Origin of the sequence: Ruegeria halocynthiae, from assembly GCF_900106805.1 — a bacterium.
Classification (GTDB): domain Bacteria; phylum Pseudomonadota; class Alphaproteobacteria; order Rhodobacterales; family Rhodobacteraceae; genus Ruegeria; species Ruegeria halocynthiae.
In genome coordinates this window covers 1,311,279-1,331,619 of the sequence record NZ_FNNP01000001.1, presented here as the reverse complement: position 1 = coordinate 1,331,619, position 20,341 = coordinate 1,311,279, and the positions used below count along the sequence as shown (strand labels likewise).

General features: G+C 59.1%; 20 protein-coding genes. 19 read left to right on the top strand and 1 reads right to left on the bottom strand.

From position 1 onward, the window contains the following. Nucleotides 1–7: 7 nt before the first annotated feature. The 4 genes from mraY to BLU89_RS06690 all read left to right on the top strand — a co-directional run bounded on the left by mraY (nucleotide 8) and on the right by BLU89_RS06690 (nucleotide 3,511). Complete coding sequence (gene mraY, locus BLU89_RS06705) at nucleotides 8–1,090, top strand: phospho-N-acetylmuramoyl-pentapeptide-transferase (RefSeq protein ID WP_074735461.1); 1,083 nt, start codon at nucleotides 8–10, stop codon at nucleotides 1,088–1,090. Then, nucleotides 1,087–1,617: an AAA family ATPase gene (locus tag BLU89_RS06700; protein WP_074735459.1), complete on the top strand. Its 531-nt coding sequence runs from the start codon at nucleotides 1,087–1,089 to the stop codon at nucleotides 1,615–1,617. The genes mraY and BLU89_RS06700 overlap by 4 nt, the downstream gene beginning before the upstream one ends. Nucleotides 1,618–1,629: 12 nt before the next feature. Then, nucleotides 1,630–3,033 carry a UDP-N-acetylmuramoyl-L-alanine--D-glutamate ligase gene (gene murD, locus BLU89_RS06695; RefSeq protein WP_074735458.1) on the top strand — a complete coding sequence of 468 codons (1,404 nt, stop codon included), beginning with the start codon at nucleotides 1,630–1,632 and terminating at the stop codon, nucleotides 3,031–3,033. Nucleotides 3,034–3,136: 103 nt separating this feature from the next. Next, a complete protein-coding gene (locus BLU89_RS06690) occupies nucleotides 3,137–3,511 on the top strand; it encodes a glycine zipper family protein (protein WP_074735456.1) in 375 nt (124 codons plus the stop codon). A 23-nt stretch (nucleotides 3,512–3,534) separates the two neighbouring features. Here BLU89_RS06690 and BLU89_RS06685 read toward each other — a convergent pair whose 3' ends face one another. After that, nucleotides 3,535–4,713, bottom strand: a complete 1,179-nt coding sequence (locus tag BLU89_RS06685) for a BaiN/RdsA family NAD(P)/FAD-dependent oxidoreductase (RefSeq protein ID WP_074735454.1) — start codon at nucleotides 4,711–4,713, stop codon at nucleotides 3,535–3,537. 643 nt (nucleotides 4,714–5,356) lie between these two features. Between BLU89_RS06685 and ftsW the strand changes: the two genes are divergently transcribed. From ftsW to recN, 15 genes are all read left to right on the top strand, one after another. Continuing rightward, a complete protein-coding gene (ftsW, locus tag BLU89_RS06680; RefSeq protein ID WP_074735453.1) occupies nucleotides 5,357–6,520 on the top strand; it encodes a putative lipid II flippase FtsW in 1,164 nt (387 codons plus the stop codon). After that, on the top strand, nucleotides 6,520–7,617 hold the full coding sequence (locus BLU89_RS06675) for a UDP-N-acetylglucosamine--N-acetylmuramyl-(pentapeptide) pyrophosphoryl-undecaprenol N-acetylglucosamine transferase (protein WP_074735451.1): 1,098 nt from the start codon (nucleotides 6,520–6,522) through the stop codon (nucleotides 7,615–7,617). Before ftsW ends, BLU89_RS06675 begins: the two co-directional genes overlap by 1 nt. Next, nucleotides 7,614–9,020, top strand: coding sequence for a UDP-N-acetylmuramate--L-alanine ligase (murC, locus tag BLU89_RS06670; RefSeq protein WP_074735450.1), 1,407 nt, complete (start codon nucleotides 7,614–7,616; stop codon nucleotides 9,018–9,020). The genes BLU89_RS06675 and murC overlap by 4 nt, the downstream gene beginning before the upstream one ends. Continuing rightward, nucleotides 9,004–9,273, top strand: coding sequence for a DUF2484 family protein (locus BLU89_RS06665; protein WP_425441366.1), 270 nt, complete (start codon nucleotides 9,004–9,006; stop codon nucleotides 9,271–9,273). The genes murC and BLU89_RS06665 overlap by 17 nt, the downstream gene beginning before the upstream one ends. Then, on the top strand, nucleotides 9,270–9,536 hold the full coding sequence (locus BLU89_RS06660) for a DUF2484 family protein (protein ID WP_074735448.1): 267 nt from the start codon (nucleotides 9,270–9,272) through the stop codon (nucleotides 9,534–9,536). Before BLU89_RS06665 ends, BLU89_RS06660 begins: the two co-directional genes overlap by 4 nt. A gap of 22 nt (nucleotides 9,537–9,558) precedes the next feature. Beyond that, nucleotides 9,559–9,852, top strand: a complete 294-nt coding sequence (locus tag BLU89_RS06655; protein ID WP_074735447.1) for a hypothetical protein — start codon at nucleotides 9,559–9,561, stop codon at nucleotides 9,850–9,852. Further along, nucleotides 9,849–10,772: a UDP-N-acetylmuramate dehydrogenase gene (murB, locus tag BLU89_RS06650; RefSeq protein WP_074735445.1), complete on the top strand. Its 924-nt coding sequence runs from the start codon at nucleotides 9,849–9,851 to the stop codon at nucleotides 10,770–10,772. Before BLU89_RS06655 ends, murB begins: the two co-directional genes overlap by 4 nt. Nucleotides 10,773–10,883: 111 nt before the next feature. Continuing rightward, a complete protein-coding gene (locus BLU89_RS06645; RefSeq protein ID WP_074735443.1) occupies nucleotides 10,884–11,801 on the top strand; it encodes a D-alanine--D-alanine ligase in 918 nt (305 codons plus the stop codon). Beyond that, nucleotides 11,789–12,793, top strand: a complete 1,005-nt coding sequence (locus BLU89_RS06640) for a cell division protein FtsQ/DivIB (protein WP_083347682.1) — start codon at nucleotides 11,789–11,791, stop codon at nucleotides 12,791–12,793. Before BLU89_RS06645 ends, BLU89_RS06640 begins: the two co-directional genes overlap by 13 nt. Nucleotides 12,794–12,801: 8 nt before the next feature. Continuing rightward, a complete protein-coding gene (gene ftsA, locus BLU89_RS06635; protein ID WP_074736449.1) occupies nucleotides 12,802–14,136 on the top strand; it encodes a cell division protein FtsA in 1,335 nt (444 codons plus the stop codon). Nucleotides 14,137–14,140: 4 nt separating this feature from the next. Beyond that, nucleotides 14,141–14,542, top strand: coding sequence for a hypothetical protein (locus BLU89_RS06630; RefSeq protein WP_143030517.1), 402 nt, complete (start codon nucleotides 14,141–14,143; stop codon nucleotides 14,540–14,542). 349 nt (nucleotides 14,543–14,891) lie between these two features. Beyond that, nucleotides 14,892–16,499 carry a cell division protein FtsZ gene (gene ftsZ, locus BLU89_RS06625; RefSeq protein ID WP_074735440.1) on the top strand — a complete coding sequence of 536 codons (1,608 nt, stop codon included), beginning with the start codon at nucleotides 14,892–14,894 and terminating at the stop codon, nucleotides 16,497–16,499. Between the two features lie 213 nt (nucleotides 16,500–16,712). Continuing rightward, nucleotides 16,713–17,633: a UDP-3-O-acyl-N-acetylglucosamine deacetylase gene (lpxC, locus tag BLU89_RS06620; protein WP_074735438.1), complete on the top strand. Its 921-nt coding sequence runs from the start codon at nucleotides 16,713–16,715 to the stop codon at nucleotides 17,631–17,633. Nucleotides 17,634–17,760: 127 nt separating this feature from the next. Continuing rightward, on the top strand, nucleotides 17,761–18,624 hold the full coding sequence (locus BLU89_RS06615; RefSeq protein WP_074735437.1) for an outer membrane protein assembly factor BamD: 864 nt from the start codon (nucleotides 17,761–17,763) through the stop codon (nucleotides 18,622–18,624). Nucleotides 18,625–18,660: 36 nt separating this feature from the next. Continuing rightward, complete coding sequence (recN, locus tag BLU89_RS06610) at nucleotides 18,661–20,310, top strand: DNA repair protein RecN (RefSeq protein ID WP_074735435.1); 1,650 nt, start codon at nucleotides 18,661–18,663, stop codon at nucleotides 20,308–20,310. Nucleotides 20,311–20,341: the final 31 nt, after the last annotated feature.

Below are 20,341 nucleotides of genomic sequence, written 5' to 3'. Positions count from 1 at the left end.
TTTTGGAATGCTCTATTGGTTGACCGCCCTATCGGATGGAGGAGACTTCTGGAACCTCTTCCGCTATATCACGTTCCGGGCGGGGGGCGCCTTTCTGACTGCGCTGATTTTTGGATTTTTGTTCGGAAAACCGTTGATCAACGTATTGCGCCGCAAGCAGGGAAAGGGCCAGCCGATCCGTGATGACGGGCCAGAGGGGCATCTGTCCAAAGCCGGGACGCCAACCATGGGTGGGCTGCTGATCGTTGGTGCGCTGATGACATCGACCCTGATCTGGGCGCGTTGGGATAATCCATATGTCTGGATGGTCTTGTTTGTGACGCTCGCGTTTGCCGCGATTGGTTTTGCTGACGATTATGCCAAAGTGTCGAAACAGAACACCAAGGGCGTTTCGAGCAAAATGCGTTTGGCTCTGGGTATTCTGATTGCAGTTCTGGCGTCGCTATGGGCGGGGTTGCACCACCCTGCAGAACTACAGAACCAGCTCGCCTTACCGGTGTTCAAGGACACGCTGATCAATTTGGGCCTGTTCTATATCCCGTTCGCGGTCATCGTGATTGTGGGCTCTGCCAACGCAGTGAACCTGACGGATGGGCTGGACGGGCTGGCCATCATGCCTGCGATGATCGCGGCCTCGACGCTGGGCGTGATCGCATATGCGGTCGGGCGGGTCGACTTTACCGAATATCTCGATGTGCACTACGTGCCGGGAACGGGAGAGATATTCATCTTCACCTCGGCGCTCTTTGGCGCGGGGCTTGGGTTCTTGTGGTACAACGCCCCTCCGGCGGCGGTGTTCATGGGTGATACGGGCTCGCTGGCACTGGGTGGTGCACTGGGTGCGATCGCAGTGGCGACCAAGCACGAACTGGTGTTGGCCATCGTAGGCGGGCTGTTCGTGGTCGAGGCGCTGAGCGTGATCATTCAGGTGCTCTATTTCAAGCGCACTGGAAAACGGGTATTCCTGATGGCCCCGATCCATCATCATTACGAGAAAAAGGGCTGGGCTGAGCCCACCATCGTGATCCGCTTCTGGATCATCTCACTGATCCTGGCGATGATCGGGTTGGCGACGCTGAAGGTCCGGTGAGCCCGCGTTTCGTTGTACTTTCGGGATGCTCCGGCGGTGGTAAATCTACCCTGCTGGACGAGATGGCCCGGCGTGGATATTCAACAGTTCCCGAGCCGGGTCGCCGTGTCATTGCCGAGGAAAGACAATGTGGTGGCCGTGCTCTGCCATGGATCGATCCCGAAGCATTCTGCCGCCGGATCATTGAAATTGCGACGTCAGACATCCAAAGCGTCACAGATGATCTGGTGATTTTTGATCGTTCCGCGCTGGATGCGATGATTTGGTATGACCGAACTGATACGCCACTGGCACCATCAGTACGCGAACAGATACTGCACTTGGGCTACGAATCGCGCGTGTTTCTATTTCCTCCTTGGCCTGAGATATTCGAACAGGATGAAGACCGGCGGCACAACTGGGCCGCAGCTATTGCGGAATTCGAAGCATTGTGCGACCGGTTACCAAGCTATGGGTTTGAAACAGTTCTTGTTCCAAAAGGGTCTGCCGCTTTGCGGGCGGACTGGCTGGAAGAACAACTGGGATAAAAGGTGGGCAACATGATCCCGGTCAAAGGATTTTCAGGGCAGAAAGTTGCGGTTCTGGGGCTGGGGCGGTCAGGCCTGACCACGGTGCGGGCGCTGCGCGCAGGCGGGGCTGAGCCGATTTGCTGGGACGACAATCCCGCCGCGCGCGAAACCGCCGAGGGCGAGGGATTCTCGTGCGTCGATCTGCGCAGTCATGGCGTGTTTGAGGATATCGCCGCTCTGATCGTCTCACCCGGCATTCCGCACCTTTATCCGGCGCCGAACCCGGTAGTTACCGCCGCACAGGAGGCGGGTGTGCCGGTCGACAATGATATCGGCCTGTTCTTTCGATCCTTCGCCGGGCCAGAGTGGAACAATTATGACACCCCGCCGCGGGTCATTGCCGTTACCGGGTCGAACGGCAAGTCGACCACCGCTGCGCTGATCCATCATATCCTGACCGAGGCCGGGCGAGCCTCGCAACTGGCGGGCAATATCGGGCGGGGCGTGCTGGATATCGATCCGGGTGGCGACGGCTCGGTCGTGGTACTGGAACTTTCCAGTTATCAGACCGAACTGGCCCGCGCGCTGACCCCTGATGTGGCGGTGTTCACAAATCTCTCACCCGATCATCTGGACCGGCATGGCGGCATGGGCGGTTACTTTGCAGCCAAACGACGCCTTTTTGCCGAAGGTGGGCCGGACCGCGCCGTGATCGGGATCGATGAGCCCGAGGGAGCATTTCTGGCGGGCCAACTGGCCGAGGGGCCGACAGATGACCGAGTGATCCGCATCTCGGTTGCGCGCAAACTGACCGGGCCAGGCTGGCAAGTCTTTGCCCGCAAGGGGTTCTTGTCGGAGTATCGAAAGGGCCGCCAGGCCGGGGCCATTGACCTGCGCGAGATCAAGGGGCTGCCCGGTGCCCATAATCATCAAAACGCCTGCTCTGCCTATGCCGCCTGTCGGGCGCTGGGGCTTGCACCTCGGGTGATTGAGAGTGCCTTGCACAGTTTCCCCGGGTTGCCGCACCGCAGTCAGATCATTGCCGAGGCGGATGGCATCACCTATGTGAATGATTCCAAGGCGACCAATGTAGACAGCGCCATAAAGGCGTTGAGTGCGTTCGGGAAAATCCGCTGGATTTGTGGCGGACTTGAGAAAGAGGGCGGGCTGGACGCGTTGAGCGAGGCGTTGGATCAAGTCGTCCGCGCCTATGTGATCGGGCGAGAGGCCGCAGAATTCGCCATGAGGTTGAAGGCAGATGCAATGGTCTGCACGACCATGGCCGAAGCCGTGAAGCAAGCCATGGCCGATGCGCTTCCCGGCGAAACCGTTCTGCTGGCCCCGGCGGCCGCGAGCTTCGACCAGTACGACAACTTCGAGCAGCGCGGTGACGATTTCGCCACCGAGGTGAAATCACGGCTCGCAAAGGGATGAGTTTGCAATTGACCGCCGGTTTGGCCAGTCTGTACGCATATCTGCTTGACGTTCCATATTTATTGGTTTTGCCTTTGGAAAATTTAAAACGAGGTCATGGAATATGCCAAACCGTAAACTCTTTCTGATCGTTCCCGCCATTCTGGTGGCCGGTGCGTGCACCAACACAGGTGCCAACTATCAGCCGATCATCGATGGTCCGGTAAGCCCGAACTACAACGTTGATTTGCAACAGTGTCAGCAACTCGCTGCATCGCAAGCCAGTGTGGACGGGTCCACCGCCGGTAACGCGGCCATCGGTGCGGCAGGTGCCGCTGCCGTAACGGGTATCGTTCAGGACAGCAGCGATAATCTGGGTCGTGCAGCGGTGGCCGGTGCACTGGTTGGTGCAGGCGCCGATGTGATCAACAAGAACCAGAACAAAGAAGTGATCGTACGAAACTGTATGCGTGGACGCGGCTACAACGTCGTCGGCTGAGGTCGCACAGTTAAGGCTGTCGGCTATCGGTTGGCAATCGCAACTCCGGCGGCGTGGCCCGAGGACCACGCCCACTGGAAGTTGTATCCGCCCAGCCAGCCAGTGACATCCACCGCTTCACCAATTGCATAGAGGCCGGGGACATCCCTGGCCTCCATCGTTTTCGACGACAAACCATCGGTGTCGATACCACCCAAAGTCACTTCGGCGGTACGATAGCCTTCGGTGCCAGAGGGCGTCAGCTTCCAGTCTGATAAAGCAGTCTCGAGCTCAGACAGCGCGGCGTCGCACTGATCGGCCAGATTGCCCTGCAACGGAATATGGTGCCTGAGGTAGTCCACCAGCCGCGCGGGCAGATGGCGCGCCAGCTCGGTGGTCAGCGCCTTTCGTCCACCCGCCTGACGCTGATCGCGCAACAGATCAAGCAACGGCAAATCCGGGATCAGATTAACTCTGATCACCTCACCTTCGCGCCAGTAAGAAGATAGTTGCAGCACCGAAGGTCCGCTCAGCCCGCGGTGGGTGAACAGCATTGCCTCGTCAAAACTGATGCGTTCGTTGGTCAGTCGCGCGGGCACAGAAACCCCTGACAGCGCTTTGAACCGTCCGTCTGTGAAGGTGAACGGGACCAGCGCCGCCCGCGTCTCGGTCACTTGCAGCCCGAACTGCTGCGCGATGTCATAGGCCAAACCAGTCGCGCCCATCTTGGGGATCGACTTGCCGCCCGTGGCTAGCACAAGGTTGGTGCAGATGAGGGGCAGGCGTTTCCCGTCGCGCTCAACGCTTAGCGCAAACCCGCTCTCGGTCTTGCGCAGGTCTTTCACTGAGGCCTGCACCCAGAGTTCAGCCCCGGCGCGTTCCATTTCAGCCAACAGCATCGAGATGATCTGCTTTGATGACCCATCGCAGAACAGCTGTCCCAATGTCTTTTCATGCCAGGTAATGTTGTGGCGGTTTACAAGATCGACGAAATCCCACTGCGTATGGCGCGCCAGCGCGGATTTGCAGAAATGCGGGTTCTGCGACAAGAAATTACCGGGACCCGCGTACATATTGGTGAAATTGCACCGCCCGCCACCCGAGATGCGTATCTTCTCTCCCGGCGCTTTTGCGTGGTCGATCACCAGCACGCGCCCGCCACAATGGGCGGCGCACATCATGCCAGCCGCACCGGCGCCAAGGATGATCGTGTCGTAGGTCATGCGCGGCGCATGGCTTGGATTGCCAGCGAAGGCAAGGGGACAGGGGCCTAATAGAGAAAATTCTATCGCTGGTTGGCCTCCGTTTTAATCTGATCGGTGGTCGCTATCGGGATGCAGATGCCTTCATGTGTTACACTAAGTCCTTCCGTACAATTCACTTCAGACCCCAGGAGGTGCTGCTACGGCCAAGCATAATTTCCAAGTCGTGGGTCGCAAAGGAAACCAAGCGGAGTTTTTTAAAATTCTTCCATGAGACAGCTGTTCCAATAATGCAAAGCGAGGAAGTACTGTTCAGGTGTTGCCGTTCGTTCTGAGTTCTGACTCGTTGCGGGGATTCAGTTTCGTCTTGATCTGGCGGAACATGGGCGCGCTGACTGCACTCGTAGGCTAAGACTATGACAGCCCGCAGATTGATCCGGCAGAAGCCGAATTGGTCAATTCGCGCACGATCAAGTATTAAGAACTCGTTACTTGAATAGGCTCGGTGACGAAGGTGCGTCCTCGAATATCGAGTGACCGTCCCTGGGGCCGCAATTTCCAGCTTCCAGTCTTATTCTGCTAGCCCAAACACCAAAACATCTGTAGACTCTCAATCAGATCCCGACAAACGGGGCGTTAACGAGGCAGATAGTGGCGGTATCTCATGACTGAGATGGTGTATGGCGCGGTCCAGGACCGGCGCGGCGAACCGATTCTTCCGAAGTGGTGGCGGACGATTGATCGTTGGACGATGTCCTGCGTTCTGATCCTATTTGTCATCGGGCTGTTGCTGGGGCTGGCCTCATCGCCTCCCTTGGCTGGGCGAAACGGGTTCGATCCGTTTCATTATGTTGAGCGCCAGGCGCTGTTTGGCGGGCTGGCGCTGGTTGCAATGCTGCTAACCTCGATGATGTCGCCCACACTGGTACGGCGGTTGGCGATTTTGGGTTTTCTGGCCTCGTTCGTAGCGCTTGCGTTCTTGCCGGTCTTTGGCACCGATTTCGGCAAAGGCGCAGTGCGCTGGTATTCGCTGGGCTTTGCGTCGCTGCAGCCGTCCGAATTTCTTAAGCCCGGTTTTGTTGTTGTGGCCGCATGGCTTCTGGCCGCCTCGCAGGAAATCAACGGCCCGCCAGGGAGGCTTTGGTCCTTTGCACTATGCATGGCGATCGTGGCGATGTTGGTGATGCAACCTGACTTTGGGCAGGCCTGCCTGATCCTCTTTGGCTGGGGCGTGATGTACTTCGTAGCAGGCGCTCCGATGCTGCTGTTGGTCAGCATGGCCGGAGCAGTGGTTCTGGGCGGTATGCTAGCTTATTCCAATTCGGAACACTTCGCCCGCCGCATTGATGGCTTCCTCAATCAGGAGGTCGATCCGACCACGCAGCTTGGTTATGCCACCAACGCCATCCGCGAAGGTGGGCTGTTCGGCGTTGGCGTGGGGGAAGGGCAGGTGAAATGGTCTCTGCCTGATGCGCATACGGATTTCATCATTGCAGTGGCGGCTGAGGAATACGGGTTGATCCTCGTTCTCATCATCATCGCGCTCTATTCACTGATCGTCGTGCGCTCGCTGCTGCGGCTGATGCGGGAACGGGATATGTTCATCCGTCTGGCCGGGACCGGTCTGGCCTGTATGTTTGGTGTTCAGGCGATGATCAACATGGGCGTCGCCGTGCGGCTGCTACCGGCCAAGGGCATGACGCTGCCTTTCGTCAGCTATGGCGGCTCGTCTCTGATCGCGGGCGGCATCGCTGTTGGCATGTTGCTGGCCTTCACCCGCTCACGCCCACAAGGCGAGCTTGGCGACATTCTGCGCGGACGAGGTTGATGAGCACACCCTACCTTCTGATCGCGGCGGGCGGCACCGGGGGGCACATGTTCCCCGCGCAGGCGCTGGCCGAGGCGATGTTGCTTAGGGGCTGGCGCGTGCGCCTCTCGACCGACCCGCGCGGTGCGCGCTACATCGGAGCGTTTCCAGAAGGTGTCGAGATTGTCGAGGCATCCTCGGCAACATTTGCCCGTGGCGGTCTGGCGGCTAAGATATTGGTCGGGCCGAAGATCGCTGCTGGCGTAACTGGCATGGCTGCGCAGATGATGCGCGACAAACCCGACGTTGTGGTGGGCTTCGGTGGCTATCCGTCGATCCCGGCGCTGGGTGCGGCGACGTTACTGAAAATCCCACGCATGATCCACGAACAGAACGGAGTTCTGGGCCGGGTGAATCAGCTGTTCGCGACCCGCGTGGCGCAGGTGGCCTGCGGCGTCTGGCCCACCGATTTGCCCGAAGGGGCCAAGGGCGTTCACACCGGCAACCCGGTGCGCGCCGCCGTGTTGGAGCGTGCCGGAGCGCCATTCATTCCGCCAGGTGACTACCCGATGTCAGTCCTTGTGATGGGCGGCAGCCAGGGCGCACGCATCCTCAGCGATATGGTGCCCGGTGCAATTGCAGCGCTGCCCGAAGCGGTACGTGACCACATACGTGTCTCACATCAGGCCCGCGATGAAGATGGTGAGCGGGTCAAGGCCTTTTACGCCGAACATGGCATTCGTGCCGACGTGCAGCCCTTCTTTGATGATGTTCCGCGCCGCATGTCCGATGCGCAGCTTGTGATCAGCCGTTCGGGTGCGTCCAGTGTCGCCGATATCTCGGTGATCGGACGGCCCTCGGTCCTGATCCCCTTCGCGGCGGCTGCGGGTGATCACCAAACCGCCAATGCACGTGGGTTGGTTCAGGCAGGCGGGGCGATCATGATCCCTGAAAACGCCCTTGACGTTCCCGCTCTGACACAGCAAATGACCACGGTTTTGACAAACCCAGAAGCTGCACAAAAAATGGCCCATGCCGCGCTGTCCGTCGGGACCCCGGACGCAACTGAGCGTCTGACGGCCCTCGTCGAGCAATTGGCGCAGAAGGAGACCTCATGAATCCAGCAACCAAACTGCCGCAGGACGTTGGGCCGATCCACTTCGTGGGTATCGGCGGGATCGGAATGTCGGGCATCGCCGAGGTGCTTCTAAACCTTGGCTACCGCGTGCAGGGGTCTGACCTGAAGGCCTCAAAAATCACCGACCGTTTGGCGTCGCTGGGGGCTGAGATTTTCGTAGGCCAGCGGGCCGAGAACCTGCAGAATGCCGCGGTGGTTGTGGTTTCGACCGCAATCAAGCCGGGCAATCCCGAACTGGACGAGGCGCGCGCACAAGGCCTGCCAGTGGTCCGTCGCGCCGACATGTTGGCCGAACTGATGCGCCTGCGTTCCAACATCGCCATCGCCGGAACCCACGGCAAAACCACAACGACCACAATGATGGCTGAGCTTATGGTGGCTGGGGATTTTGACCCAACAGTCATCAATGGCGGCATCATTCATGCCTATGGCTCGAATGCCCGTATGGGGCAGGGCGAATGGATGGTGGTAGAGGCCGATGAGAGCGATGGCTCGTTCAACCGCTTGCCCGCAACCATCGCCATCGTCACCAATATTGACCCCGAGCATATGGAACATTGGGGCGATTTCGATCAGTTGCGCGATGGATTTCACGAATTCGTTTCGAACCTGCCATTCTATGGTCTGGCCGTGTGCTGCACGGATCATACTGAAGTGCAGGCACTCGTCGGTCGCATCACCGACCGCCGTGTGCGCACCTATGGTTTCAACGCACAAGCCGATGTGCGCGCCGAGAACCTGACCTACAAGGGCGGCGTTGCGCATTTCGACATCCACCTTCGGCACGAGGACACAGTGATCGAAGATTGCACTCTGCCTATGCCTGGTGATCACAACGTTTCGAACGCTCTGTCGGCTGTGGCGGTTGCCCGCCATCTGGGTATGAAAGCCTCGGAAATCCGGGATGCGCTGGCAAATTTCGGTGGCGTAAATCGCCGTTTTACCAAGGTTGGCGAAGTTAACGGTGTTACCATCATCGACGATTACGGTCATCACCCGGTTGAAATCGCCGCGGTTCTCAAGGCCGCGCGCCAAGCCACCGAGGGTCGCGTCATTGCTGTCCATCAGCCGCACCGATATTCTCGCCTGTCCAGCCTGTTTGATGATTTCTGTACGTGCTTCAATGATGCTGATGTGGTCGCCATTGCCGAGGTCTTTGCCGCTGGTGAAGACCCGATCGAAGGCGCCAGCCGCGACGATCTGGTTCAAGGTCTAATCCGCCACGGCCACCGCCACGCCCGCGCGATCATAAATGAGGAAGACCTTGCCCGCCTCGTCCTCGAACAGGCGCGTCCGGGGGATATGGTTGTCTGCCTCGGCGCGGGAACGATCAGCACTTGGGCCAACGGGTTGCCCGACCAGCTGATTGCCAAAGCAAGCTGATCCGGTGGCGTTGTCTCTCATAATTGCCTGCGGCTGGGTCTTTGCCTCAACTATCGTTGCTATGTTGCCGATGCGACTACAATTTCCCCCGGGCGTGGTGCTATTGGCCAGCGCGCCCGTTCTGATCGTGTGGCTGGGATATGATTATGGCTGGTTCATTGGAGTGCTGGCCTTTGCCGCGTTCGTTTCAATGTTCCGCAATCCGATCCGCTATTACTGGCGTAAATGGACGGGCAAAGAGGTGTCGGAATGAACTGGTCGATTGCGCTTGCCGGTCTTTGGGGGATTGTTGCCAATGTTCTGGCGATGCTTCCCAGCAAGGACAACCACTGGACCCGCGCCTATATTCTGATCGCCGTTGGTGTCCCCATTCTGGGCTATGTTACCTATGAAAATGGCCCCTGGATCGGGTTGATCGTATTGGCCGCTGGTATGTCGATCCTACGCTGGCCAGTGATTTACCTGACCCGTTGGACAAAGGCGAAAATGCAGGGCATGAAGGCGGCCAACAAGTAACCGACCATTTCAGGAGGTCCCCATGGTCGACATCGCCACATTCGCATATTTGCCGCTAATAACACTCGTACTCGGAAGCGTTGCCGGTTTTGTCGCCGGACGCTGGATCGGTATGAAAGGACTGTTGTGGCTCATTGGCCTGACCTCAGCCTTGGGGTTGGTCCTGATCGTCATGCTTGCCGGTATCGGAACCGGTGAGGAGGAACAGGCCTTTGGTCCCTTCGTCTGGCTCACCGGAGCGGTACTGCCCTTCCTCTTTGCCGCCATTATGGGTGGTGTTGGCGGGCGAAGCCTGGCTGCACGCGCAAACGCATGAACCCGTTGCCCACTGTTCGGGGGCGGCTATCCAAGGCGCGTGCGCTGTCCGAACTGACATGGCTTCGTGTTGGCGGCCCTGCCGACTATTTGTTTCAACCCGCCGATGTCGAAGATCTGCAAGGCTTTTTGCGTGATCTTCCCGAAGACGTCGCAGTTTTTCCGATGGGTGTGGGGTCAAATCTCATCATTCGCGACGGGGGGCTGCGCGCGGTGGTGATCCGCCTTGGGCGCGGTTTCAACGACATTGCCACAGATGGTGACATCGTGACCGCCGGTGCTGCCGCGTTGGATGCTCATGTGGCGCGCAAGGCCGCTGATGCCGGTATCGATCTGACGTTTCTGCGCACCATTCCGGGGTCCGTCGGCGGTGCGGTGCGCATGAACGCGGGGTGCTACGGCAGCTATACGGCAGATGTTCTGCAAACGGCCATCATAGTTACCCGGCAAGGAGAACTCGTCGAGCTTACCCCGAACGATCTGAACTTTCGCTATCGTCAGTCCGACCTGCCCGAAGGTTCGGTCCTGATCGCGGCGGCGTTCAAGGGTCCATTGGGGGATCCCGAAGAATTGCACACCCGTATGGGCGCGCAACTGAAGAAGCGTGATGAAACCCAGCCGACCAAGGATCGAAGCGCAGGGTCGACCTTTCGTAATCCCGCCGGATTTTCTTCAACTGGGCGAGAGGATGACGTGCATGATCTCAAGGCGTGGAAAGTGATTGACGATGCCGGTATGCGCGGCGCTGCACAAGGCGGCGCACAGATGAGCCCAAAGCATCCGAACTTTCTGATCAATACCGGCACAGCCACCGCCGCCGACCTCGAAGGTCTGGGCGAAGAGGTGCGAAAAAAGGTTTACGAAACAAGCGGCATCACGCTAGAGTGGGAAATCATGCGGGTCGGTGATCCGCTAGAATAATAAAGCCCCGACCGTCAGACCATAACAGGCAATTAACGGCGACGGATCAAAGGCATAAACGCAGTACGGACCACTACATAAGGTCCGGGGACATTGAGGCGCACGTTGGGTATGTCGAGCAGGACAAACCCCAAAGTGGCGGTATTGATGGGCGGCCCCTCGGCTGAACGCGAGGTGTCTCTCAGCAGCGGGCGCGAATGCGCAGCCGCCCTTGTGGGAGAAGGTTTTGAAGTGGTCGAGCTGGACGCTGGTCCCGACCTCTATGCGCGCCTTTTGGACATTAAACCGGATGTAGTTTTCAACGCCCTGCATGGTCGTTGGGGCGAGGATGGCTGCGTGCAGGGGCTGCTGGAGTGGATGCGTATTCCATATACGCATTCCGGCGTGCTGGCCTCGGCGCTGGCCATGGACAAGCAACGCAGCAAGGAAATCTACCAGACCGAAGGTCTGCCGATCGTGCCCAGCGTGATCGTCCCGAAGGTTGAGGTGGTCGAGGTCCACGTGATGGAGCCGCCTTACGTGGCAAAGCCTAACAACGAAGGCTCCAGCGTTGGTATCTATATCGTGCATGAAAACGCCAACGGACCGCCGCAGCTGGATGAGGCGATGCCCGATCTGGTGATGGTCGAGAAATATGTGGCGGGCCGTGAGCTGACCGTGACCGTGATGGACGACCGCCCGCTGACCGTGACCGAGATCATGACCGATGGCGGCTGGTACGATTATGACGCCAAATATAAACCCGGCGGTTCGTGGCATGTCCTGCCCGCCGAGATTCCGCAGGATATTTTCGACCGCTGCATGGAATATGCGGTGCGCGCGCACAACGCCCTGGGATGCAAAGGTGTGACGCGCACGGATTTTCGCTGGGATGATCGCGATGGCGTGGATGGGCTTTTCCTGTTGGAAACGAATACCCAGCCCGGCATGACACCGACTTCTCTGGTGCCTGAACAGGCCGCGTTGATCGGCATGACGTTTGGGCAGTTGTGCGCATGGATGGTGGAGGGCGCCTCATGCGACCGCTGACCGCCACCCGCGCGCCGGTGATCCACCGACCCAAAGCTGTTGCGGGCCCTGATGCAGATTTCGCCGCTGCCCCAAGACCTGAACCCAAGGCCGAGCCCAAGCTGCGTCTGCGCGGCGCACGGATGTTCGGTCGTGACAGGCAGTCCGATCCCGCCCCTTCACGCCTTAGCTACCGTTTTCAGCGCTGGATGCTCACCCCCGGCATCCGGCGCGGGCTGAAGATCGGCCTGCCGGTTCTGGCGGTTGTTGGCCTGATCGGTGGGTATTTTGCCTCGGAAGAGCGGCGCGATGCGGTCGCGGCTTACATCGCCGACATTAAGACCTCGATCCAGGAACGCCCCGAGTTCATGGTCAATCTGATGGCCATCGACGGTGCAGGGACCGCCTTGTCGGAAGACATCCGCGAGGTTGTGCCGCTCGATTTCCCGCTTAGCTCGTGGGATTTGGATGCCGAGCAAATCCGCGACACCATCACCGGTCTTGATCCAGTGAAATCAGCCACTGTGCGTATCCGGCCAGGAGGCATCCTGCAGGTAGATGTGGTCGAGCGACAGCCGATTATCGTCTGGCGCACCCGCAACGGGGTTGAGCTGCTGGATGAAACGGGCGCACATGTGGATCGTGTTGCGGCGCGGTCTCATCACGCGAACCTGCCACTGATTGCGGGCAAAGGGGCGGACATGCATGTGCCCGAAGCGCTGCAGATCCTGACCACCGCCCGCAGCCTGGGCGAGCGGGTACGCGGTCTGGTGCGTGTTGGTGAGCGGCGCTGGGATCTGGTTCTGGACCGCAACCAGCGCATCATGTTGCCAACCGAACGCCCCGCGCGCGCATTGGAGCGCGTACTGGCGGTGAACGAAGTGCAGGACCTTCTGGAACGCGATGTGGCTGTGGTTGATATGCGCCTCGGCCAACGGCCGACCATCCGAATGAACAAAACGGCCAGCGAAGACTGGTGGAATACAAAAGTAGATGTGAGTAGCGGGCAGTAACGAAAATGATGACCGATCTTTATCAGTCCCAACGGGCCATGAGGCAGATGCGCCGACAGGCGATGCAACGCGGCGTTGTCGCCATTCTGGACGTGGGCAGTTCCAAAATCGCGTGCCTTGTCCTGCGGTTCGATGGCACCGGGCGCTTATCCGACGACAATTCGATTGGCTCCATGGCCGGTCAAACCGGGTTCCGAGTCATTGGGGCCGCGACCACCCGCTCGCGTGGGGTGCAGTTCGGCGAAGTCACCGCGATGCAGGAAACCGAACGTGCCATCCGTACGGCGCTGCAAGCGGCGCAGAAAATGGCTGATATCCGCGTGGATCACGTTATTGCGTCGTTCTCTGGGGCCAATCCGCGCTCCTACGGTCTGGACGCGCAGGTCGATCTGGAAGGCCAGTTGGTAACCGAGGCCGAGGTTGGCCGTGTCCTGAACGCCTGCGACGTGCCCGATTACGGCGAAGGGCGTGAGGTACTGCACGCCCAACCGGTGAACTTTGCGCTCGACAACCGTTCGGGTCTGATTGACCCGCGTGGCCAGTTGGGTCAGTCGCTGGCCGTAGACATGCACATGCTCACCGTTGATGCAGTGGCGATCCAAAACATCGTTCGCTGCATCAAGCGCTGCGATCTGGAACTGGCGGGAATTGCGAACTCGGCCTATGTTTCGGGCATCTCTGCGCTGGTCGAGGACGAACAGGAACTGGGTGCGGCTTGTATCGACATGGGTGGCGGCACGACAAGCATTTCGATTTTTATGAAGAAACACATGATCTATGCCGATTGCGTGCGCATGGGTGGGGATCACGTGACCAGCGATATTTCCATGGGCCTCGGCGTGCCCGCAGCGGTGGCCGAACGGATCAAGACATTCAACGGCGGCGTCCACGCCACTGGTGCCGATGACCGCGACTTGATCGACATCGGCGGTGATACCGGCGATTGGGAGCACGACCGCCGGACCGTCAGTCGCGCCGAACTGATCGGCATCATGCGTCCGCGTGTCGAGGAAATCCTTGAAGAGGTTCGCACTCGCCTGGATGCTGCTGGGTTTGATCACCTGCCCAGCCAGCAGATCGTTCTGACCGGTGGAGGCAGTCAAATCATGGGGCTTGATGGGTTAGCCAGCCGTATTCTGGGTCAACGTGTTCGATTGGGTCGTCCGCTACGCGTCCACGGTCTGCCGCAATCCGCGACCGGTCCGGGATTCTCATCGGCGGTGGGGCTCAGCCTGTTTGCGGCACATCCGCAGGATGAATGGTGGGACTTCGAAATCCCCGTCGACACCTACGCCGCGCGCCCGTTCAAGCGTGCCGTGCGCTGGTTCCGTGACAATTGGTGAATTCTTGCGGTGGGCAGTCCTAGGTGCAGCCTGTTGGCCCGCCGTTACCTCGGCCCAAACCCTGATCCCTCCCGAGGCGTTTTTGGACGCTGTGGTCGGTAAAACCATCACTTTTCACGAAATCCGCAGCGGTATGCTGGTCGGAACCGAGGAGTTTCTCAGCCCAAACCTCTCGGTTTGGCGGATGGAAGGGCGGGGCTGCGTTTACGGCCAAATCACCACGCCTAACGGTCAGATATGCTTTCTTTATGACGATGCGCCCGATGGGCTGCCAGTCTGCTGGTGGCCCTTCTTGCACAATGATCGTCTGATGGTCCGCTTGGCCAGATTTGTCGGCAGCGAAACGCAAGAGGTCCGCAGTATTACGCAGGACAGTCTGAACTGCCCAAGTGTCCCGGTGGGCTAAAGAAATCGGTTGCGGCGTAGATCGATTTCCCGCAATATGAAGCCAGGGCCCGGCAGAGGCCCAGCGGCAGGACATTGAGCAGTTTTCCGCGACCAGAACAAGTGATCAGCCGATTATCGCACCCCCGTCAGGCGGGTGGGGTCTGTCGGTGCGTAGTGCTGCATTAATCTTCTGTCGCAACATGTGGCGCTAACAGCGAAATGCGGCTGTTTGTTGCCTTATTTCTTCCATATTTTGTGGTTTCCTGCGATTTTTCTGGTGACGTTTAGGAAATGAAACGATAAAATCATCTGTGGATAGGTCAGAAAAAACCGCATTTTGCGGCAACATAAAAACAGGCGGACAGAGCATGACATTAAATCTTTCGATGCCCGGGCACGATGAACTGAAGCCTCGGATTACCGTATTTGGCGTTGGTGGGGCAGGTGGCAACGCTGTCGACAACATGATTGAAAAACAGTTGGACGGTGTTGAGTTCGTCGTTGCCAACACCGATGCGCAAGCACTGCAGCAAAGCCGCTCGTCGGCGCGAGTGCAGCTTGGTGTCAAAGTCACCGAAGGGCTGGGTGCAGGCGCACGCCCCACGGTGGGTGCCGCAGCTGCCGAAGAAAGCATCGAACAGATCGTCGACCATCTGGCAGGCGCTCACATGTGCTTTATCACCGCTGGCATGGGCGGTGGCACCGGCACGGGTGCGGCTCCGATCATCGCGCAAGCAGCGCGAGAGCTCGGTGTGCTGACTGTTGGTGTTGTGACCAAACCCTTCCAATTCGAAGGGGCCAAGCGGATGCGTCAGGCCGAGGATGGTGTGGATGCGCTGCAAAGGGTAGTCGACACGCTGATCATCATCCCGAACCAGAACCTGTTCCGTCTGGCCAATGAAAAGACCACGTTTACCGAGGCGTTTTCGATGGCCGACGATGTGCTGTATCAAGGCGTCAAAGGCGTGACTGACCTGATGGTACGCCCGGGCCTGATTAACCTCGACTTTGCAGATGTTCGTGCAGTGATGGACGAGATGGGCAAGGCGATGATGGGCACCGGCGAAGCTACCGGCGAAGATCGCGCCATTCAGGCCGCAGAAAAGGCCATCGCCAACCCGCTGCTGGACGAAATCAGCCTCAAAGGGGCCAAGGGCGTACTGATTAACATCACCGGTAGCCACGACCTGACCCTGTTCGAACTGGACGAGGCCGCCAACCGTATCCGTGAGGAAGTGGACCCCGAGGCCAATATCATCGTCGGTTCGACCCTCGATACCGAGATAGAAGGCGGAATGCGTGTCTCGGTCGTCGCTACCGGCATCGACGCCAGCGAGAAAACTGACGATGTGCCGGTCGCGCGCCGCTCGATGTCGGCGCCGCTGACCCGGACCGTATCGGCGGAAGAGGCAGAACTGGAACAGGTTGCTATTGCCGAAACTCCGGCTGCTGCTGAGGAAAACATCGCTCCGACGTTGTTCGAGTCGATTGAGGATGTCGAACTGAACGAGGGCTGGCACGAAGAACAGCCTGCCGCCGCACAGCAGGATGACGGTCTGCCGCCCCCTGCTTACCAGCCGCAGGTCGCTCAGTTCGAGCCCCAGCCCGAAGTTGAAGAAACCGCTGAATCCTACGCCGCCCCGCATGCCTCGACCCCCGGGACACCATCGCCCGAGGCGATGCAGCGACTGCAGGCAGCTGTTCAGAAGGTGCCTTCAAACCGGCTGCGTCCGGCGCCCGAGGCCCCCCGCGAACCAGCCCCCCAGCCGCAGCAGTCCGGCGAAGATCGCCCCCGGTTTGGTTTCAACCGGCTGATCGACCGCATGACTGGTCACGCCGCTGATACGCCGGCGCAAGCAGTGCGCCAGCAGCCGGCGATGCGCTCAGTTGACGCTACGGCACCTGCGCAGGAAGAAAGTGATCCGGATCAGGACCGCATCGAAATTCCTGCATTCCTACGGCGTCAGGCCAACTGATCGCGGTAACAAAATCACCCAGAAGGGCCGCCATCGTGCAGCCCTTTTTTATTGAATCACAAGGTGTTGAGTCCGTGTAAGCAGGGATTTGCCGATGTGTCACATTCATGTTTCATTCGGTTGCAAAGAGTGAGTTGAGCCTTGACGCCCCCTTCCTTAGGTGAGGTGCAACACAGCCCCGGATAGGCTGGACACAATTCACTGAGGCTCACATTGCAACATACGCTCAAATCTTCGGTCACGTTTACAGGCGTCGGGCTGCATAGCGGCAAGCCTGCGACGATGGTCCTGAAGCCAGCGGCAGCTGGTCATGGGATCTGGTTCAAGCGGACTGATATTGAGCTGGGCAATGCACTGATCCCGGCAATCTATGACATTGTCGAGCGTACTCCTCTGTGCACCCGCCTGGTCAATGACGCAAATGTGTCGGTTTCGACCGTCGAACACATCATGGCCGCGCTGGCCGGTTGTGGAATCCACAATGCGCTGATCGAGATTGATGGCCCCGAGGTTCCGATCATGGATGGCTCATCGGTTGCGTTCGTTCAGGGTATCATGGTCAGAGGTGTACGTCGCCAGGCCAGCCCCGTTCTGGCCTACGAAGTGGTCAAACCTGTTTCCGTCGAACGCGAAGGTGCAACGGCCTCGATCGCTCCTGCTGAAGGGTTGGAGATCGAATTCCATATCGATTTCGAGGATGACGCTATTGGCAGCCAGACCAAGGTTCTGGACATGCGCAATGGTTCATTCGCGCGTGAACTCTGTGACAGCCGCACCTTCTGCCGCCGCACCGACGTTGAAGCGATGCGCGAAAACGGATTGGCTTTGGGCGGTACGCTGGACAATGCCGTTGTCGTACAGGGCGACGAAGTTCTGACCCCGGGTGGTTTCCGTCACGAAGATGAAGCTGTTCGCCACAAAATGTTGGATGCTCTGGGGGATCTCTATCTGGCAGGGGGACCGATTCTCGGGCGCTTTGTTGGCGAGAAGTCGGGTCATTCGATGACCAACACCCTGTTGCGCAAGCTGTTTGAAACGCCCGGTGCTGTACGTCCGATCCTATGTACCCCCGAACAAGCTGCGCGTTTGCCCGGTCAGGGCCTTGTTCGCAGCGAAATCCCGCAGGTTGCGTGATCCGATCAACTCTGGCGACATTTGCGTCACGAGGGTGGATAAGGCGTTTTGCACCGGAATTTTATGTGCTAGACCGATGCCCGATAAGGGATAAATCCCGCTAAGTAGAACGACAAGGATGGGCGGAATGGTTGGCACCAAAGCGGCAGTCAGAATCGCAGGCGCGTTTCTTCTGGCAGCAACTTTGACGGCATGCGGCAATGCCGGTGGCCTGTTTGGGAACAAGGGTGCGGATCGCAGCCAGAACCTCGAAGGCTTTACACCCGAACAGATTTACACGCGCGGTGAATACGAGCTGTCGCAGAATCGCTCGGACGATGCGGCTTGGTATTTCTCAGAGGTCGAGCGCTTGTACCCCTATTCCGACTGGGCAAAGCGCGCGCTGATCATGCAGGCGTTTTCGTTTCACTCTGATCAGAACTACGAAGAAAGCCGTGCTGCTGCGCAACGGTACATCGATTTCTATCCTACGGATGAAGATGCCGCCTATGCGCAGTACCTACTGGCGCTCAGCTACTATGATCAGATCGACGAAGTAGGCCGTGACCAGGGCCTGACTTTTCAGGCGCTGCAATCCCTGCGTACTGTGATCGAAGTTTATCCCGACAGTGAGTACGCCTCGTCAGCCGTCCTGAAATTCGATCTGGCCTTTGACCATCTGGCGGCCAAAGAGATGGAGATCGGACGCTACTACCTGCGTCAGGACCACTTCACCGCTGCGATCAACCGTTTCCGCGTTGTGGTCGAGGATTTCCAGACCACCTCGCATACGGCCGAAGCGCTCTATCGTCTGATCGAGGGGTATCTGGCGCTGGGTCTGGTCGATGAGGCGCAGTCTGCAGGTGCGATACTGGGTTACAACTACCAGTCTTCGGAATGGTATGATGCGGGCTATGCTCTGCTGACATCGCGTGGGCTTGATCTTAAGAGCCGCGGCAACAACTGGCTCAACACGATCTACCGCCAGACCATCAAGGGTGAGTGGTTGTAACCGCCATGGCTAAAGGCTTGGGACGCTAAAGACCCGATGCTGCGCGCCCTTGATATCCGCGACATGCTGATCATTGATCGGCTGGAATTGACGTTCCAGCCGGGCCTGAATGCGTTGACAGGTGAAACCGGCGCGGGGAAATCAATTCTTCTGGATTCGCTTGGTTTCGTATTGGGTTGGCGCGGGCGTGCCGAATTGGTTCGCCAGGGCGCCGCACAGGGCGAGGTAGTGGCCGAATTCGAATTACCCGAAGGCCACCCTGCTCATGCCGTCTTGGCCGAAGCTGGTTTGCCCGGCGGCGAGGAACTGATCCTGCGCCGGGTCAACACGGCTGAGGGGCGAAAGACCGCTTGGGTGAACGATCGTCGTTGCTCGGGCGAAGTATTGCGGGCTTTGTCGGAAACCCTGATCGAGTTGCACGGTCAGCACGATGACCGGGGTCTGCTGAACCCGCGCGGCCATCGGGCGATGTTGGATTCTTATGCCGGGGCAGGCGATCAGCTGGTCGCCGTGCGTTCTGCCTGGGGCCAGATGTCCACCGCACGCAAAGCACTGGCCGCAACAGTGGCTGCGCTTGAAACCATGCGCGCCGAGGAGGAATTTCTGCGCCATTCCGTGGCCGAGCTGGATCAGCTTGACCCGCAGCCGGGCGAGGATGCCGATCTCGACGCCCGCCGCCGAATGATGCAGGGGGCTGAGCGTATCCGCGACGACGTGGCCCGTGCTTTTGCCTTGTTGGGCGGTGACGGGGCAGAAGGCGCGATGGCCGATGCGGTCCGCTGGCTCGAAGGCGTGTCGGACAATGCGGGTGGTCAGTTGGAACAGCCGATTGCTGCACTCGGCCGTGCCCTGATCGAACTGGGAGAAGCACAAGACGGCGTAAACACTTGCCTGCAAGCGCTTGATTTCAACCCGGCTGAACTCGAACAGACCGAAGAACGCCTGTTTGCCATCCGAGCGCTGGCCCGCAAGCATGACGTCGCTCCCGATGATCTGAGCTCCTTCGCCCAAACGCTGCGCGACAGGCTAAGCAAGCTTGATGCTGGCGATGCCGATCTTTCGGACAAGCGCGCTAGCGTGGATGCCGCGCAGGCCACTTATGACAATGCTGCAGCTGCGCTCAGCATTATGCGACATTCGGCGGCCAAAGCACTGGACAGCGCGGTCATGGCCGAACTTGCGCCGCTGAAAATGGAACGTGCCTTGTTCCGATCCGAAATCACACCCTCTGATCCCGGACCCGAAGGCACCGACGCTGTAGCGTTCACTGTGGCCACCAACCCCGGCGCGCCCTCAGGACCGTTAAACAAGATCGCCTCGGGCGGTGAGCTCAGTCGGTTTCTTCTGGCACTCAAGGTTTGCCTGACCGGAGATGACAGCGCCCGCACGATGATCTTTGACGAGATCGATCGCGGTGTTGGTGGTGCCACCGCCGATGCGGTTGGCCGCCGTCTGGCCGCGCTGGCGCAAGGCGGGCAGGTTCTGGTCGTGACCCATTCACCACAGGTGGCCGCACGTGCTGCGCATCATTGGCGCGTGAAGAAACAGGTAACCGGCGATCAGACGCTGTCGACCGTGATCCCACTGGCCGACCTTGACCGGGTAGATGAGATCGCCCGCATGGTCGCAGGCGATACCATCACAGACGAGGCTCGTGCGGCAGCCCGTGCCCTGTTGGATGCATAACGCGCATTCTGTAAACATCTTGTCGTGAACC

What these genes read in the sequence shown, in the direction of transcription:
- mraY (WP_074735461.1), top strand. Translation starts at nt 8, where the DNA reads ATGCTCTATTGGTTGACCGCCCTATCGGATGGAGGAGACTTCTGGAAC.
- murD (WP_074735458.1), top strand. Translation starts at nt 1,630, where the DNA reads ATGATCCCGGTCAAAGGATTTTCAGGGCAGAAAGTTGCGGTTCTGGGG.
- BLU89_RS06690 (WP_074735456.1), top strand. Translation starts at nt 3,137, where the DNA reads ATGCCAAACCGTAAACTCTTTCTGATCGTTCCCGCCATTCTGGTGGCC.
- BLU89_RS06685 (WP_074735454.1), bottom strand. Translation starts at nt 4,713, where the DNA reads ATGACCTACGACACGATCATCCTTGGCGCCGGTGCGGCTGGCATGATG.
- ftsW (WP_074735453.1), top strand. Translation starts at nt 5,357, where the DNA reads ATGACTGAGATGGTGTATGGCGCGGTCCAGGACCGGCGCGGCGAACCG.
- BLU89_RS06675 (WP_074735451.1), top strand. Translation starts at nt 6,520, where the DNA reads ATGAGCACACCCTACCTTCTGATCGCGGCGGGCGGCACCGGGGGGCAC.
- murC (WP_074735450.1), top strand. Translation starts at nt 7,614, where the DNA reads ATGAATCCAGCAACCAAACTGCCGCAGGACGTTGGGCCGATCCACTTC.
- BLU89_RS06660 (WP_074735448.1), top strand. Translation starts at nt 9,270, where the DNA reads ATGAACTGGTCGATTGCGCTTGCCGGTCTTTGGGGGATTGTTGCCAAT.
- BLU89_RS06655 (WP_074735447.1), top strand. Translation starts at nt 9,559, where the DNA reads ATGGTCGACATCGCCACATTCGCATATTTGCCGCTAATAACACTCGTA.
- murB (WP_074735445.1), top strand. Translation starts at nt 9,849, where the DNA reads ATGAACCCGTTGCCCACTGTTCGGGGGCGGCTATCCAAGGCGCGTGCG.
- BLU89_RS06645 (WP_074735443.1), top strand. Translation starts at nt 10,884, where the DNA reads ATGTCGAGCAGGACAAACCCCAAAGTGGCGGTATTGATGGGCGGCCCC.
- BLU89_RS06640 (WP_083347682.1), top strand. Translation starts at nt 11,789, where the DNA reads ATGCGACCGCTGACCGCCACCCGCGCGCCGGTGATCCACCGACCCAAA.
- ftsA (WP_074736449.1), top strand. Translation starts at nt 12,802, where the DNA reads ATGACCGATCTTTATCAGTCCCAACGGGCCATGAGGCAGATGCGCCGA.
- ftsZ (WP_074735440.1), top strand. Translation starts at nt 14,892, where the DNA reads ATGACATTAAATCTTTCGATGCCCGGGCACGATGAACTGAAGCCTCGG.
- BLU89_RS06615 (WP_074735437.1), top strand. Translation starts at nt 17,761, where the DNA reads ATGGTTGGCACCAAAGCGGCAGTCAGAATCGCAGGCGCGTTTCTTCTG.
- recN (WP_074735435.1), top strand. Translation starts at nt 18,661, where the DNA reads ATGCTGCGCGCCCTTGATATCCGCGACATGCTGATCATTGATCGGCTG.